The organism is Streptomyces johnsoniae (assembly GCF_031845565.1).
GTDB lineage: Bacteria > Actinomycetota > Actinomycetes > Streptomycetales > Streptomycetaceae > Streptomyces > Streptomyces johnsoniae.
Window position 1 is genome coordinate 180,635 of record NZ_JAVREV010000006.1, and the last position, 15,133, is coordinate 195,767.

The 15,133-nt window shown below is 70.6% G+C and carries 13 protein-coding genes; 4 read left to right on the top strand and 9 right to left on the bottom strand.

Going from position 1 to position 15,133, the window contains the following annotated elements; all coding sequences use genetic code 11:
* Positions 1–87 precede the first annotated feature (87 nt).
* Entirely contained in the window at positions 88–1,017 is a 930-nt protein-coding gene (locus RM779_RS12935) for an aminoglycoside phosphotransferase family protein (RefSeq protein WP_311617837.1), read from the bottom strand.
* A gap of 205 nt (positions 1,018–1,222) precedes the next feature.
* Here RM779_RS12935 and RM779_RS12940 point away from each other — a divergent pair, with 205 nt between their 5' ends.
* Positions 1,223–1,903, top strand: coding sequence for a hypothetical protein (locus tag RM779_RS12940; protein WP_311617838.1), 681 nt, complete (start codon positions 1,223–1,225; stop codon positions 1,901–1,903).
* Positions 1,904–1,951: 48 nt separating this feature from the next.
* On the opposite strand, the gene RM779_RS12945 is transcribed toward RM779_RS12940, so the two are convergent.
* The 6 genes from RM779_RS12945 to RM779_RS12970 all read right to left on the bottom strand — a co-directional run bounded on the left by RM779_RS12945 (position 1,952) and on the right by RM779_RS12970 (position 9,549).
* Entirely contained in the window at positions 1,952–2,635 is a 684-nt protein-coding gene (locus RM779_RS12945) for a hypothetical protein (RefSeq protein ID WP_311617839.1), read from the bottom strand.
* Between the two features lie 4 nt (positions 2,636–2,639).
* Positions 2,640–3,485, bottom strand: coding sequence for a carbohydrate ABC transporter permease (locus RM779_RS12950; RefSeq protein WP_311617840.1), 846 nt, complete (start codon positions 3,483–3,485; stop codon positions 2,640–2,642).
* 8 nt (positions 3,486–3,493) lie between these two features.
* The gene (locus RM779_RS12955; protein ID WP_311617841.1) at positions 3,494–4,441 is read right to left on the bottom strand and encodes a carbohydrate ABC transporter permease; all 948 of its coding nucleotides are present in this window, start codon (positions 4,439–4,441) and stop codon (positions 3,494–3,496) included.
* Positions 4,438–5,772 (bottom strand): ABC transporter substrate-binding protein, encoded by a 1,335-nt coding sequence (locus tag RM779_RS12960; protein ID WP_311617842.1) that lies wholly within the window; start codon positions 5,770–5,772, stop codon positions 4,438–4,440. The genes RM779_RS12955 and RM779_RS12960 overlap by 4 nt, the downstream gene beginning before the upstream one ends.
* 30 nt (positions 5,773–5,802) lie before the next feature.
* Entirely contained in the window at positions 5,803–8,334 is a 2,532-nt protein-coding gene (locus tag RM779_RS12965) for a GH116 family glycosyl-hydrolase (RefSeq protein WP_311617843.1), read from the bottom strand.
* 201 nt (positions 8,335–8,535) lie between these two features.
* A complete protein-coding gene (locus tag RM779_RS12970) occupies positions 8,536–9,549 on the bottom strand; it encodes a helix-turn-helix transcriptional regulator (RefSeq protein WP_311617844.1) in 1,014 nt (337 codons plus the stop codon).
* A 136-nt stretch (positions 9,550–9,685) separates the two neighbouring features.
* Between RM779_RS12970 and RM779_RS12975 the strand changes: the two genes are divergently transcribed.
* Together RM779_RS12975 and RM779_RS12980 are read left to right on the top strand one after the other, a co-directional pair.
* On the top strand, positions 9,686–10,108 hold the full coding sequence (locus tag RM779_RS12975; protein WP_311617845.1) for a VOC family protein: 423 nt from the start codon (positions 9,686–9,688) through the stop codon (positions 10,106–10,108).
* Positions 10,109–10,269: 161 nt separating this feature from the next.
* Positions 10,270–11,364 (top strand): winged helix DNA-binding domain-containing protein, encoded by a 1,095-nt coding sequence (locus RM779_RS12980; RefSeq protein ID WP_311617846.1) that lies wholly within the window; start codon positions 10,270–10,272, stop codon positions 11,362–11,364.
* A gap of 34 nt (positions 11,365–11,398) precedes the next feature.
* Here the strand turns inward: RM779_RS12980 and RM779_RS12985 are convergent, their stop codons facing one another.
* Together RM779_RS12985 and RM779_RS12990 are read right to left on the bottom strand one after the other, a co-directional pair.
* Positions 11,399–13,057 (bottom strand): catalase, encoded by a 1,659-nt coding sequence (locus RM779_RS12985; RefSeq protein ID WP_311617847.1) that lies wholly within the window; start codon positions 13,055–13,057, stop codon positions 11,399–11,401.
* Positions 13,058–13,244: 187 nt separating this feature from the next.
* Entirely contained in the window at positions 13,245–13,787 is a 543-nt protein-coding gene (locus RM779_RS12990; protein WP_311617848.1) for a dihydrofolate reductase family protein, read from the bottom strand.
* 280 nt (positions 13,788–14,067) lie between these two features.
* Between RM779_RS12990 and RM779_RS12995 the strand changes: the two genes are divergently transcribed.
* A complete protein-coding gene (locus RM779_RS12995; RefSeq protein ID WP_311617849.1) occupies positions 14,068–15,114 on the top strand; it encodes an NAD(P)-dependent alcohol dehydrogenase in 1,047 nt (348 codons plus the stop codon).
* The last annotated feature ends 19 nt before the right edge of the window (positions 15,115–15,133 follow it).

Genomic DNA, 15,133 nt, shown 5'->3' on the forward strand with positions numbered 1-15,133 from the left:
TCGGTGTCATCACCCCGACACCGCTGCCGGCGGCGTACGCCGTATGGCGTTCGACGATGATCGAGAAGCAGGGCGAAGAAGCGTGCGTCACACGCGCTTCAGAACGCGATCGAGTGCCGCCCGGCCCGCGGGCCCCCAGTTCGGCTTGCCGCCGGGCAGGCCCCGGTCCCCGGCCTGGCCCATCGCCATGAGGAAGAGGCCCTTCATCGCGGCCAGCCCGCGGGCGCGCCGGATCGCCGCCTCGTCCGCATGCGCGTACGTGTCGAAGAACCGTGAGGCCATGCCCGGGGGCAGCAGCACCCAGGCGGCGGCCAGGTCCCACGCCGGATCGCCGGCGAACATGTCACCGAAGTCGACGATGCCCGACAGCGTTCCGTCCGAGACGACGACGTTCGCCGGATGCAGGTCGCCGTGCACCCACACCGGCGGGCCCTCCCACCCGCCGGCCGCAACGGCGTCGTCCCAGACGGCCCGGACGTCGGCAGCGATGTCGTCGGGGGCAACGGCCCGGAAGAATTCCTCGAAGCCGTCCGTGCAGTCCCTGGGATGGGCACCGCGACGGTCCGCAGCGATCGGCGCCTCGGCGGGCGCCTCCACATGGAGCGCCCGGAGGAAGCCCGCCAGGGTGTCGGCCGCGTGGGGGCCGCGGCTGATCGAGCCGTGGTCCAGCGGCTCGCCGGGAACCCACGTCATCACGGTCCAGTGTTTGGGGAAGCGCTCGGACGGTTCGCCGAACCGCACCGGGGTCGGCACCGGGAGCGGCAGGCGCGGGGCCAGCACGGGCAGCCACCGCCGCTCCTTGAGCTGAAGCTCCGGGGTGGGGTCCATGCGCTGCATGCGCACGGCCAACTCGTCCCCGAGGCGCCACATCTGGTTGCCCCAGCCACCCGCCACCTCGCGGATGGCCAGTCCCGCGAGGTCTGGATGTTGCTCCCGCAGCAGGTCGCGGACCAGGTCCGCGGTGATCTCGGTCTCGGTCTCGGTCTCGGTCTCGATGTCGGTCTCGATGTCGGTCATGCGAAGTCACAGTACCGAGGGCTCTGGCAGCACCGATTCGGTCGCAGAGAGCCGCAGATCAGCGGCCGCGGAACGGACCGGCCGCAAGGCCCGGGGAAACCTGTCCGCGCATCGTCGAGGTCCGCGGTCACGCTCCGGTCGCATCTCCCGGTCGTTGCCGCCACAACGACCCCAGATCCTCCACGGAAACCACTACTGTGTGCTGATGCAGGCGATCATGTGGTTACATGACTCCGGCGCCACCAATACGCCGGGCTTGCCGGCCCGCCGGATTCGGACGGCCGCGGGCCTGAGTCCCGAGCAGCGGCGGGATGCCGAGACGTTCGCCTATCCTGATGCGCTCATGCCGCCCGGCATATCAGCGGAACAGGCCCGGCAGGCACAGCGGCAGGGCGCGCGGGCCTTCACTCTGTGGCGGGACGCGAAGCGGGGCGAGGCGCTGGCCCATGTGGTCACACTGACTGCCGTCCGCGGGCGCGGCGCCACCTACGAGGTGCTCGACGCGGCCGGCGGCCGGCTGGCCCTGATCACCCGCACCCCGGCAGGATTGTTCCGACGCACCCGGTGGGCCGTCACCACCTCCGCTCAGGCCGGTGAGGCGGTCGGCATGAAGGGGCCCGTGCGGCTGTGGATTCCGTGGTGGATCTGCGCGCTGACTCCCACGGGGGGTGTCCTTCTGCTGTGGGTGCTGGCCATGCTCATGGACACCTCCCTGACCCCGCGCCGCATCCGCTGGCGTATGGGCTCCCGCACCGTTCTGGACTACGCGGACGGACCGGCCCTGTACGAACTGCGGGTCCCGGCGGACGAGCCATGGGATCTGCGGGTGGCAGCCGGTCTCCTCGCACTGCTGGACAGCCACCCCGGCTGGCTCGCCGGCCGCTAGCGGACCAGAGAGCGCGTGACCGACCACCATGCGCTCGGGGCGGGCGGGTCACGGGGGTGGCGTCGGTCGCTGGGTGTCCGGCAGCGTCGTCCACACCGCCGCCGCCGCGACGACGGCCGCCGGGCCCGGGACCAGCAGCAGGACCGACGCGCTCCAGTGCACCGCCGCCCACACCCCCAGGACCGCGAGCGCCGGGCCGGCCAGGAACCGGTGCGGCCACCGCGCCACCAGGTACAGGCCGCACGTCCACAGCCGCCGGCCGCGCAGGTCGCCGCGCGCCGCACCGAGCGGCAGCACCGCCGCCAGGGCCGGCAGCGCGAGCACGCCGACCGCACCGCTCACCGCCAGCGACGGCAGCACCCACGCCCCGCCGCCGTTCCGCCATACCGCGAGCGCGGCCAGGAAGGCGGCCACGGGCACCGCGACCACCAGGCCCTGTACGGTGCCGAAGCGCCACAGCCGGCGCAGCCCGCGCCACCACCCGGTGACGGTGGCCTCCCGCCCGGCCGCCAGCGCGTTGCCCACGTCCGCGAGCGCCGCCGCGCAGGGGGTGACCAACAGCCCTGCCAGCAACGTCGAGACGGGGGTGATTCCGGGCGCCAGCAGCACCGTCAGCACACTGGCGAGACATACCGCCACGCTGCCGAACAGCAGGGCGGGCAGGGCGGGCCAGACGTTCCGCAGGGTGCGCAGCAGGGTCTCGTCCGCCGTCGGCGCGCCGCTCCCGGCCATCGGCTCAACCCCTCAGCCCGGCCGAGGCGATGCTGGCGACGAAGCTGCGCTGGAAGCAGAGGAAGACCACCAGCACCGGCACCACCACCGCGGTGATCGCGGCGAAGACGACCACGGAGGAGCCGCTCTGCCCGCTCTGGAGCGTCACCAGGCCGATCGGCAACGTCATGTTCTCCGGGGTGCTGAGGAAGATCAGCGGCCCGAAGTAGTTGTTCCAGGACAGTTCGAAGGTGAGGATCGTCATCGCCGCCAGGGCCGGTCCTGACAGGGGCACGATCATCCGGAAGAGTATCCACAGGTGGCCGGCGCCGTCGATGCGGGCCGCCTCGTCCAACTCCCGCGGAATGGTGTTGAAGTACTGCCGCAGGAAGAAGATCGAGAAGACGTTGATCAGCGCCGGCAGCCAGAGCGCCGCCAGGGTGTCGACGAGCCCGAGGTTGCGCATCAGCACGAAGACCGGGATCACCGTCATCTGGGTCGGCACCATCAGCGCGCTCAGCATGATCATGAAGATGCCGTCGCGGCCGCGGAAGCTCAGCCGGGAGAACGCGTACGCCGCCAGCACGCTGACCAGCAGCGATCCCGCCGTTGAAAGGACCGCGACCTGGAGGCTGTTGAGCGCCATCCGCCCGAACGGGATGAGCCCCGGGATCGCCTGGAAGTTGTCGAGGGTGAACGGGTCGGGCACCCAGCCCGGCGGCAGCGCGAACGCCGCCTCCTCGGCGGTCAGGCTCTGCACCACGAGCCAGATCAGCGGGGCCACCATCACCAGGCCGACCGCCCAGAGTGCCAGGTCGGCGAGGAGCCTTCCGGTTCTTCTTCTTCCGGTCGTGCCCGCGTTCGGTCGCATGGTCGCTCTCACTGGTGGTGCACCCACTTCCTGGCTCCCCAGAACTGCACCAGCGTGACCACCAGCATCACGGCGAACACCAGGAGCGAGACCGCCGAGGCGTAGCCGGCCTGGAACGTCTGGAAGCCCTTCTGGTACAGGTACATCACGACCGTGAGGGTGGAGTTGTCCGGTCCGCCCTGCGGGGTGATGATCTGCACCGGGTCGAATATCTGGAACGCCCCGATAAAGGTGATCACGACGGCGAAGAAGATCGTCGGTGACATCGCGGGGAGCGTCACGTACCACAGGATCTGCCGCCGGCTCGCCCCGTCACAGCGCGCCGCCTCGATCAACTGCGAGGGGACCGTCTGGAGGCCGGCGAGCATGATGATGAAGGTGAACCCGATGGTGTGCCAGAGGTCGATGCCGATGATCGCCGGCAGCGCCCAGTCGGGGTCGGTGAACCAGTCCGGGGTGGAAAGGCCGACCTCCCCGGCGTAGTGCGTGACGACGCCGAAGGTCGGGTCGAGCACGTATTTCCACAGCAGTGCGACCGCGGCCCAGGAGATCACGAACGGGAAGAACAGCGCGGTGCGCACGAAGTACGAGAGCACCCGGCTCATGGTCCGGTTCACCGCCAGCGCCAGCAGGAGGCCGCCGACCACGTGGGTCACCACGGAGGCGAGGGCGAACAGGAAGGTGTTCGCCAGGGCCTGGTAGAGCAGCGGGTCGCCGACCATCTCGGTGAAGTTCCCGAATCCGTTGAACTCGGCCGGGGTGAGCAGGTCCCAGGAGTAGAAGCTCAGGACCACGGCCGCCGCGAACGGGCCGGCGACGAAGACGAGGAAGAGCAGCACCGCCGGGGTGACGAACAGGTACCCGGCCCGCTGGCCGCGGGACCGGCCGGCGGGGGTGGCGGGCGTGGCGGGGCGGGGGCCGGCGCGTTCCGGGGCGGGTGTGTTCACAGCGGTCACAGCAGCCCTCCCAGTCTTTCGTTGGCCGATTCAAGGGCCTCGCGCACGGGTTTCGTCCCGGTGATGGCGGCCTGCCAGCCCTGGTTGATGGCGTCCTGCACCTCGCTGCCGCGTTCGGGGGAGGGGATGGGGGTGCCGTAGGTGATGGCCTCGGGCAGGGCTTCGGTGCCCGGCGGTGCCTGGTCGAGGAACGGGGCGCCGGTGGCGACCGAGTTGCGGGCGGGGACCGTCGAGCCGCCGTTCCTCGCGTAGAAGACGGACGCCTCCTCCGACATCAGCCAGGTGAGGAAAGTCCAGGCCTTCTCCTTCTTCTGGGAAGCCTTCAGGATGGGCCAGCCGTCCCAGCCGACCGGGGAACCGTGGCCGGCGTTGACCGGCCAGCTCACGATCCGCACCCGGTCGAGCATGTCGAGGCGGCGCACGTCGAGGGTGGGCCACCGGCCGCCGCCGAGGGTGGCCAGCGCGTTGTTGCGGAGCTGCCCCACCGCGTCGAACGTTCCGCCCGGCCGAGGTGAGAGACCGTCGTCGATGAGCCCCTTGACGAAAGCCGCGGCCTCCACGGCTCCCTCGCTGTCGAAAGTGCCCTCGTCCCAAGTGCTGTTGAGAGTGCTCGCGCCATTGGTGAGCAGCCACGGCATGATGTCGATGAACGGGAAGCCGAAGCCGAGCGGGATCAGGAAGGCCCCGGTCCGCTCCTTGATCAGGACACCCGCCCGGCGGAACTCCTCCCAGGTCCACTCCCGGGCCGGAAGGTCCACCCCGGCCGCTTCGAAGACCTCGGTGTTGCAGTAGAGCACCGCGGTGTTGTAGCCGCCGGGTATGTAGTACGTCCTCCCGTCGGTCGAGCTGTACGTTTCGGTCCAGTCCCGCAACCGCGGATCGACGTCCGCGAAGTACGCGTCGACCAGCGCGCGGTCGTTGGCGATGTAGTCGTCCAGCGGTTCCATCAGGCCCTTGGAGGCGAAGAGGCGCTGGCCCTCGGTCGCCACCTGGACCACGTCGGGCACCTTTCCCCCGGCGATCTGGGTGGCGACCGTGTTGGCGAACGTGCCCCAGTTCGGGGCCGCGATGCCGCGGGCCTCCAGCTCGATGTCCGGATGCGCCTCCCTGAAGGCGTCGAAAAGCTGGTTGAACGACTGCTGCTGGGTGGCGTCGCCCAGGTAGAGCACGTCCAGCGGCCCGTGCGGCGAGCCCTCGACGCCCAGATTGAGACAGGAGGTCAGGGCGGAGACCAGCGGAAGGGAGCCGGCGGCCGCGGCCGTGGCGCGCAGCACCCGGCGCCGCGGAAGGTGAGCGGGCCCGTGCGGGTCCATGAGGTCGCTTCCTCTCATGATCAGCCTCTCGTGATCGGCCTCTCCTGGTCAGCCCGGGCGCAGCACCACGGTGAACGGCTCGGGCCCGTCGGCGCCGACGAGGCGCGCGGCCGGTCCGTCCGCCCGCGCGGTCACCTCGACCACGCCGAGCCGCGCCCCGGCGATCACCGGCCAGCGGCCCGGCAGCGGGTCGAGTTCGATGGTCCGGGCGGTCGCGTCGACCACCGTGCGGGACCAGGCGTGGGCCAGACCGAAGGAGGCCATGGAACGGACGTAGTGGTGCCCGCACTCGACCTCGTCGAACGGGTTGCGGGTGCGGCCGGAGTAGCGGGCGCGAACGTCGGCCACCACGTGCTCGGCGCGTTCCCGCTCACCGTGTGCGGCCAGCGCGACGGCCGCGGTGTACTCCACGCCGGTCCACACCTCGTTGCAGTACGGGAAGGGGCGTTCCGGACGACCGCCGTGCGGATAGGTGCAGTTGAGCAGCCCGTGTTCATCACCGAGGGCGTAGGTGCGCAGGTGGTTGAAGTGGCCGTGGAACCCCGCGCGGTGGTTGTGCCGGACGATGCTGTCCAGGGCGGTCGCGGTGTGGGCGCGGTCCAGCCGGTCGTCAAGACCGCAGGAGAGGGCCAGGGCGTGGCCGGCGAGCTGGTCGGCCATGCAGCCGGGGCCGATCTGGAGGTCGGGGTCCATCAGGTCGTCGGAGCCGACGTCCGGATTGTCACCGTCGGCATAGCGGATGCGCAGGCCCTCGGCGATGCGGTCGGCCGAGCCGGCGGGCAGCACCCGGTGTTCGTAGTACTCGCCGTTGAACAGTTCGGCGTCGGTCTTCGCGGCCCCGCTGCGCAGGACCCGCAGGCAGGTGGCGGCGAAGCCGGTGTCGCCCACCGCCTCGGCCATCCGCGCGCAGGCGGCGAGCGCCGCCAGGTACCAGGACTGGTTGACGCCGCTTGGCCCGTAGTACTCCACGTCCGAGGTGCTGTGCTGGCAGCCTTCCATGAGGCCGTCGCGGTCGGCGTCCCAGCCGAGCGGAATCCACGCGAACTCCAGCGCCCGGCGCGCGGCCGGCCAGTGCCGGGCCAGCAGGTCGTTCCGGCCGGTGAGCTGCCAGGTTCGGTACAGCCGGACGAGCGCGCCCATCTGTCCGTCGGCGGCCGCCGTCCGCCAGCCGGTGCCCTCGGTGGCCAGCGGCAGTCCGGCGCGGAAACTCATCATGCCGCGCTCGTCCAGCGAGTGGACGAACTCGACCTCCCGCATCGTCCACGCCAGGTCGGGGAAGAGCTGTTCCAGCGCGTACTGGTAGTTCCACACGTGGGTGCAGCTGCCGTGACAGCTTCCGTGGTTCTCGTTGGTGCCCTCCCAGGCCAGGAACGTGCCGTCGGCGATCCGGAAGCAGGTCGGCGACTTCAGCACGGCGGCGTTCGACAGCACCGCGTCCTGCACGGACACCGGCAGATCGGAGCCGGTGACGGTCTCCACATAGGCGCGGGTGCGGCGTTCGTAGGCGGCCAGCTCCGGGACGGCCCGACGCACCACCTCGGCGGCGTCGGCGAACCGCAGGGCGTAGTGGTTGCCGACCACGGGACCGCCGTGCCCGTGGACCGGGGCGGGGGCGGGGCGATGGGTCCAGGCCCGCCGGTTGGGGAAGTGCCAGGCGATCAGGAAGGTGAACTCCGCCTCGCCGCCCGGCGGCAGGGACGCGCCCACGACCAGCGAACCGGTCGGCACCCGGGCGCCCTCGTCCGGAGCGGCGGGCTCGTCGAGCCGGCCGTCGTCGCCGAAGTCGTCCCAGAACTCCAGCAGCGAGTCGCCCCAGGAACGATCCGCCCAGGTGCGCCGGTGACTGGTGACCGGGGTGCCGACGGCGGCCAGGGCGAGGCTGCCCCACGCCTCGTCATCCTCGGCCACCGCCTCCCCGCAACCGCCGGCGAGCATGGTGACGTCGCCCTCGCGGGACAGTTCGAACCGATTGCCCGCCGGCACTTCGCCGGTGGGGCGGCGGCCGGCGACGTGCTGGAGGCTGCCGCAGAGGCTCACCTCCAGCGGCGCGCCACCGGTGTTGCGCACCCGGACGCGGTAGACGAGCAGCGGCAGGCCGCTGGCGTCCGCGTCCCCGGGGATCAGCGGGTTGTACGCGGACACCACCGCCTCCACGGGCAGCTCCGGGTCGGTCAGGCGGACCTGCCCGAAGGGGTAGGCGGCGGCGAACTCGCCGTGCCGGAAGCGTGGCAGCCCGTGCAGGGCGGACCGGCTGCCGTGCCCACCGGCGTACTCCTCCGCCAGCAGGGCCGCCTCCAGCACCCGGGTGGTGCCGGGTGTGCCGGGGGTGCCGGGTGCGGAGTCGGAGACGTGCAACGCGAAGAAGGTGTCGGGCGTGAAGCCCTTGGCGGGGCGGTTGAACAGTTCCCAGTCGCGGAGCTGTCCACGTCCGCCCAGGCTGATGCAACCGGTGCCGACGCCGCCGACCGGCATGGCGATGTGGGCCAGGTCCCGGCCGCGGTAGCGGCGGACGACCGGCCAGGTCTCGGCGACGGTGCGGGGGTCGTGGGGGTTCGTTCCGGACGCGGGACGCATCTCCATGGGCGAACTCCTAGAAGGACGTGCACGAGGGAAGGACGAGGTCGCGAAAAATCGATTTCACTCATCTCGCTGCGAGTTCTAGGAGGGAAGGATGCACAGGGGTGGAATCGATTTCAATGCCTTGGGACAAAATGCCTCGTCGAACGCCCGGCCCGGGCGCGGGCGCGGGGAGCCGTCGCCGGGGTCACCTCACGCCCCCGTTCACTCGTCAGCCCCTCCCGTGACGCGTGCGCCGCGTGCGGCGCGGGCGTAGCGGGCGGCGAGGTCGGCGAACGCGGTGGCCAGTTGGGGTGGGCCGATGACTTCGACTTCGGTGTCGAAGCGGCCGATGGCGGCGGCGAGTCCGGTCCATGACCAGGAGCCGAGGGTGAGCCGGCAGTGGTGGGGGCCGCGTTCCTCGACGATTCCGTCCTGGACGAAGGGCGCGACGTCGGCGGCCGGCAGGTGGAGGACGACTTCGCCCTGGCAGGGCCAGTCGGTGGTGGTGCCGTCGTTGCCGCGGAATCGGCTGATGACGAAGGCGGAGACGTCGCCGCCGGGGAGTGCGCGTGGGGCGAAGCGGGGACCGGTGGGTGTGCGGGGCCTGATGCGGTCGGCGCGGAAGGTACGCCAGTCCTCGCGGTCGAGGTCCCAGGCCACGAGGTACCAGCGACCGCGCCAGGTGACCAGGGAGTGCGGTTGTACGCGGCGGGGGTTGTCGGCCGCGGTGGCCGGGCCGGGCGCGTAGTCGAAGCGCAGTTCCTCGCGGGCGTGGATGACGCGACCGAGATCCGTCAGGAGCTGCGCGTCGACCCGGGGATCGGCGCCGGCCGCGGGCGGTTGGACGGCGACGGTGGTGAGGCGCAGCAGGTCTATGCGGTGGCGCAGGCGGGGCGGCATGACCTGGCGGAGGGTGACCAGGGCGCGGATGGCGTCTTCGGCGACGGTGGTGCCGGCTGTGCCGGTGGCCGCGGTCTGGAGTGCGACCGCCAGGGCGACGGCCTGGTCGTCGTCGAACAGCATGGGTGGCAGGTGAGCGCCGGCCGCCAGGCGGTAGCCGCCGGCCGGTCCCTTGACGGTCGTGATCAGGTAGCCCAGCTCACGCAGGCGGTCGATGTCACGGCGCACGGTGCGCGAGGTGATGGCGAGCCGCTCGGCCAGGTCCTCGCCGGACCAGTCACGGTGCGTCTGAAGCAGCGAGAGCAGCGCGAGCAGCCGGGAGGACGTCTTGTGCATGGCAGCCATTCTTTCCGCGGTAGCGGACGCAACCTGTCCGCTACCTGCGCCATGGTGGCATACGAGCCGTTCGGGGCGGGAGCGCCCGCGGCGTACGCGTCAGTCATATCGAGCACATCGAGGCAAGGAGCAGGCAATGTCCGTCACGACCACCACTCACCTGAACTTCCGGGGCACCGCACGTGAGGCGCTGGACTTCTACCAGTCCGTCTTCGGCGGACGTACTGTCGTGGTCACCTACAAGGACGCGGGTGCCGTGCGGGACGAGAGCGAGGCGGACTGGGTGACGTGGGGCGAGGTGGCCGGCGACAACGGCTTCCACGTCATGGCCTACGACGTGCCCTCGGAACTGCCATGGCACCAGGGCGAGAACCCGTTCTTCGTCTCCGTGCGCGGTGACGACGCCGAGGAGATCAGTGCCCTGTGGGGCAGGCTCGCCGAGGGCTCGACCGTCGTGCAACCGCTGGAGCCTGCCCAGTGGGCGCCGCTGTACGGCATGCTCACCGACCGGTTCGGCGTCACCTGGGTCCTGGACGTCACCGCCCCGTACAACGGCTGATCCGGCCGGACCTGACAGGCCTGCGCCGTCCGGGCGGCCGCGGCGGCCCGGACGGCACAGGCACCGAGCACGTGAAGCAGGGAAAGGAAGCGCGCCAACGTGCGGATACGGAAACCGGGAAGGACCGGCATCGAAGTCAGCGCTCGCTGCCCGGGAACGCCATGACCGTCCTTGACAGCCGAGCTCTCAACCGCGCCACCCTCGCCCGCCAGCACCTGCTGGAGCGCGGCGGCGCATCCGTACCCGAGGCGGTGGCCCACCTGTGCGGCCTGCAGGCGCAGGAACCACAGGAACCGTTCATCGGGCTGTGGTCCCGCCTGGCCGACTTCGAGCCCGGGCAGCTGGACGACGCGCTGACCGGCCGCACGGTGGTGCGCACGCACCTGATGCGCCGCACCGTCCACCTCGTCACCGCCGACGACGCGCTCGCCTGGCGGGCCCGCCACGACACCATGCTGCGCCAGCGAGTGCTGGGCACCTACCGCCGTGAACTGGCCGGTATCGACGTGGACGAGCTTGCCGCCGCGGGCCGCGCGGTCCTGGCCGACCAGCGGCCCCGCACCATGCGCGAACTCGTCCAAGCCATCGAAGACCGCTGGCCCGGCCCACCGCGCCGCGCCCTGGGCGAACTGCTCGTCTCGGCCCTCATCCCCATGGTCCAGCTCCCGCCCCGCGGCCTGTGGCACCGGACCGCCGGCGTCCGCAACCTGCCGTTGGCCACCTGGCTGGGACGGGACGTCGCCCCCCTGCCCGCCGAGGACAGCGATCCCGTCGGGCAGCAGCTGCTGCGCCGCTATCTCGCCGCCCACGGGCCCGCCGCCAGCGCGGACCTACGCGCCTGGTGCGGCCTCGCCGGCCTGCCCGCCGCCGTCAGAGCCGTCCGGGAAGAACTCGTCGCCTTCCGCGACGAACGCGGCCGCGAACTGCTCGATCTCCCCGACGCGCCCCGCCCCCACCCCGACACCCCGGCCCCCGTCCGGTTCCTGCCGGCCTTCGACAATGCCATCCTCGGCTACCACGACCGCAGCCGCATCATCGACGCCCCCCACCTCGGGCTGTCCGTCGCGGGCCACCGCGCGGTCCTTGTCGACGGACGCGTCGCCGCTACCTGGGCCGTGCGCAACGACCAACTCCACATCAGCCCTCTCCGCCGCCTCACCGACCCGGAACGAGAAGCCGTCCGCGCCGAAGCCCAGGACCTGACCGTTTTCCTGGACGAAGGCATCGAGCACGTCCACCTCGACGGCGAGAACTGACCCCCGCGGCCCGTTCCCGCCGTCGCCGTGCGGCTCAGCGACTGACCACGTGCCGTTCGTCGGGAACGCAGTGCGTCATCGTGAGTCCGGCCACGTCGCGCGGCGGGTTGTCCCCGAGCCGCGCCAGACGCCGCTCGTCCTCCTCCGTGAGGGTCTGCGAGGCCAGCGGCGGCAGCCGACGAACCGCGTCCGCCGGGATACCGAGCCCTTCGCCGACGCGCAGCCCCAGCTCGTTCTCCACCAGCAGGAAGTGCCACACCATCCGCTCCTGGACCGGCCGGTCGCACTGGGAGAGGAGGGTCACCATGTTGTGCACCAGATCGTCCCGCTCCCACTGCTCCATCAGCAGGTAGCGCTGGCCGGCCTGCTGGTAATCGTTCGTCCGGGGGATGCGCTTGCGCGTGACGCGGCCGTGGATCTCCGGGCCCTGGTCGTCGGTCGTACGGTATTCGGCCTCGCGAAGCCCTCCGGTGATGGACGGCTCGTAGTTGACCTCCGGGTTCGCCCCGGAATCGTCGACACCGATCGCCATTTGGCCGTCGCGTTGGTTGGTGCGCACCGCGGCACCCTTCGCGGCGTTCACGGGCAATTGCAGGTAGTTGGCACCGACGCGGTAGCGCTGGGTATCGCTGTAGGAGAAGGTGCGGCCCACGAGCATTTTGTCGTCGGAGAAATCCAGGCCGTCGACCAGGACACCGGTACCGAAGGCGATCTGCTCGTTTTCGGCGAAGTAGTTGTCCACCGTCCGGTCGAGCACCATGCGGCCCACCGGCCTGGGCGGGAACTCCTGCTCCGGCCACGTCTTGGTGTCGTCCAGCGGATCGAAGTGCAGCTCCGGGTGCTCGTGGTCGTCCATCATCTGGACGAGAAGCTCCCACTCGGGGTGGTCGCCGCGGCGAATCGCCTCGTACAGGTCCTTCGTCGCGTGCCCCAGCTCGTTCGCCTGAATGGCCGCCGCGTCCGCCTCGGTCATGGACCGCACACCCTGCTTGGGCATCCAGTGGTACTTGACGAGTTTCGTCTCGCCCTGCTCGTTGACCCATTTGTAGGTGTTGACACCGAAGCCCTGCATATGGCGGTAGTCGGCGGGAATTCCGCGCGGACTGAACAGATTGACCAGCATGTGCATGCTTTCCGGTGTCTGCGACATGAAGTCGAAGATGCGGGCCGGCTTCTGCTCGTGCGATACGGGATCGGGTTTGAGCGCATGGATGACGTCGGGGAACTTGATGGCGTCGCGGATGAAGAAGACACCGAGATTGTTTCCGACGAGATCCCAGTTGCCCTCCTCGGTGTAGAACTTGACCGCGAACCCCCGCGGGTCCCGGGTCGTCTCCGCGGAATCGCGGCCCCCGATGACGGTCGAGAACCGGACGGCGACGTCGGTGCGCTTGCCCCGTTCCTGGAACAGCTTCGCCCGCGTGTGCCGAGCGATGGGCTCCTCGCCCCAGGCGCCGTAGGACTCGAAGTAGCCGTAGGCGGTGACGCCGCGTGCGTGGACCACCCGCTCGGGCACGCGCTCCCTGTCGAAGTGGCTGATCTTCTCCAGGAATTGATAGTTCTCCAGCGTCGCCGGGCCCCGGGCCCCCACCGTGCGCTGATTCTGATTGTCGTAGACCGGATGGCCCTGCCGGTTGGTCAGCACCTTCCGCTCGTCACTCGGCTCAGGTCCCTTGCTGGACACATCGGTCATGCCGCGGCTCCTCGCCTCACCACACTCGCGAACGCCCCCTCCCATGGCTACCGGACCCGCCGCACTCCCGCCACCGGAGCGCCCCCGGCCGTGCGCGGTGCCTTCCACGGCCTCCACGTACGCGCGGGCCACCTCGGCGACGGGAGATCCACCCCGGGCTGATGAGGGCCCCCAGCGACCCGCCGGCTCAGCGGACGACGCGCAGCCAGATGGTCGTCGGGTGCGGCATTTCGCTCTGGGAGAGGCGTTCGAGCGGAACGGGGGCGCCGCCCTGGCGGTCGAAAAGCCGGACTCCGTCGCCGAGCATGACCGGCGCGACGGAGACCAGAACCTCGTCGAGCACATCCGCTTCGACGCACTGCCGGGCGATGTCGGCCCCGAGCACGTTGACGTATTTGTCGCGGGCCGCCTCCCTGGCCAGCGCGACGGCCTCGTCGAAGCCGGTCACGAAGGTGACGCCCGGCACCGGGGTCGCGGGCGGGTTGTGGGTGAGGACGAACTCCGGCCCGCTCCAGCCACCACCGAACGCCTCGCCCTCCCCTTCCATGCCCTCGTACGGATCACTGCCCCGGAAGGTGCGGTTCCCGACGAGCAAGGCGCCCACCTCGCCGATCAGCTCGTCGATCACCGGATTGGGGGCGAGGTGTTCCGCCAGCCATGACATGTCTCCGCCGGGCCCCGCGATGAAGCCGTCCAGCGACATGGCGACCGAATACAGCAGCTTGCCCATGATTGATCCCGCCTATTGAAGTCGTTCCCTCACCTCTCTCCGACTCCGGGCCCCCCGCGAACTCATCGGCGTCCCGCCCCCCGGACCGCGCCGCACGGTACCGACCCGGCCCGTTCGGGCGGGAGGGTCTGAGAGTGCCTCCCACCCGGGTGCCTCGTCGTGGTTCGCTGGAGGACCTGGGGCCGGAGCTGCCCCGTTTCTCTCGCTGCGAGCTCGCGCCGGTGTGCGCCGCTCGGTCAGCGATCACCCGATTACACGATTGGCTGAGTGAAGAATTCTGATGACTGCCGTACGCGCCTTTGCCGCTACCTCCGCGACGGACCCGCTGGCCCCCGGGACGTTTCAGCGGCGCGAGGTGGGCCCGAAGGACGTGCTCATCGAGATCGCCTGGGCCGGGATATGCCATTCCGACATCCACACCGTCCGCGGCGACTGGGGGCAGGTGCAGTACCCGCTCACGGTGGGGCACGAGATCGCCGGAATCGTCGCCCAGGTCGGCCCGGAGGTCACCGGGCACAAGGTCGGGGACCGGGTGGGCGTGGGCTGCATGGTCGACTCCTGCCGTGAGTGCGCGAACTGCGCGGCCGGTCACGAGCAGTACTGCCACAACGGGTTCACCGACACCTACAACGGCGTCGACCGGGACGGCCGTATCACCCAGGGTGGCTATTCGACACACATAGTCGTCGACGAGCACTTCGTGCTCCGCGTCCCCGAGGCGATCCCGTTCGAGAAAGCCGCTCCGCTGCTGTGCGCGGGCATCACCACCTACTCGCCGCTGCGGCACTGGAACGCGGGGCCCGGCAAGAAGGTCGCTGTCGTCGGCCTGGGCGGCCTCGGCCATATGGCCGTCAAGCTCGCCCACGCCCTGGGCGCCGAGGTCACCGTGCTGTCCCAGAGCCTGCGCAAGCGTGACGACGGCCTGCGCCTGGGCGCGGACCACTACTACGCCACCAGCGACCCGGCGACGTTCACGGAGCTGGCGAACACGTTCGACCTGATCGTGAACACGGTCAGTGCCCCGATCGACATGGACGCCTACCTGGGGCTGCTGGCCCTGCACGGCACGATTGTGAGTGTCGGGGCGCCGCCTGAGCCGGTTCCGGTGACGTTGTTCACGCTCTTCGAGAACCGCCGCTCCTTCGCGGGATCGAAGATCGGTGGCATCGCCGAGACCCAGGAGATGCTCGACTTCTGCGCCGAGCACGGCATCGCCCCCGAGGTCGAGGTCATCCGCGCCGACCAGATCAACGCGGCATGGGAGCGCGTGCTCGCCTCCGACGTCCGCTACCGGTTCGTCATCGACATCTCCACGCTTCCCGCATAAGCGGCGCCCCGAGCGGACG

What these genes read in the sequence shown, in the direction of transcription:
- RM779_RS12935 (WP_311617837.1), bottom strand. Translation starts at nt 1,017, where the DNA reads ATGACCGACATCGAGACCGACATCGAGACCGAGACCGAGACCGAGACC.
- RM779_RS12940 (WP_311617838.1), top strand. Translation starts at nt 1,223, where the DNA reads ATGCAGGCGATCATGTGGTTACATGACTCCGGCGCCACCAATACGCCG.
- RM779_RS12945 (WP_311617839.1), bottom strand. Translation starts at nt 2,635, where the DNA reads ATGGCCGGGAGCGGCGCGCCGACGGCGGACGAGACCCTGCTGCGCACC.
- RM779_RS12950 (WP_311617840.1), bottom strand. Translation starts at nt 3,485, where the DNA reads ATGCGACCGAACGCGGGCACGACCGGAAGAAGAAGAACCGGAAGGCTC.
- RM779_RS12960 (WP_311617842.1), bottom strand. Translation starts at nt 5,772, where the DNA reads ATGAGAGGAAGCGACCTCATGGACCCGCACGGGCCCGCTCACCTTCCG.
- RM779_RS12965 (WP_311617843.1), bottom strand. Translation starts at nt 8,334, where the DNA reads ATGGAGATGCGTCCCGCGTCCGGAACGAACCCCCACGACCCCCGCACC.
- RM779_RS12970 (WP_311617844.1), bottom strand. Translation starts at nt 9,549, where the DNA reads ATGCACAAGACGTCCTCCCGGCTGCTCGCGCTGCTCTCGCTGCTTCAG.
- RM779_RS12975 (WP_311617845.1), top strand. Translation starts at nt 9,686, where the DNA reads ATGTCCGTCACGACCACCACTCACCTGAACTTCCGGGGCACCGCACGT.
- RM779_RS12980 (WP_311617846.1), top strand. Translation starts at nt 10,270, where the DNA reads ATGACCGTCCTTGACAGCCGAGCTCTCAACCGCGCCACCCTCGCCCGC.
- RM779_RS12985 (WP_311617847.1), bottom strand. Translation starts at nt 13,057, where the DNA reads ATGACCGATGTGTCCAGCAAGGGACCTGAGCCGAGTGACGAGCGGAAG.
- RM779_RS12990 (WP_311617848.1), bottom strand. Translation starts at nt 13,787, where the DNA reads ATGGGCAAGCTGCTGTATTCGGTCGCCATGTCGCTGGACGGCTTCATC.
- RM779_RS12995 (WP_311617849.1), top strand. Translation starts at nt 14,068, where the DNA reads ATGACTGCCGTACGCGCCTTTGCCGCTACCTCCGCGACGGACCCGCTG.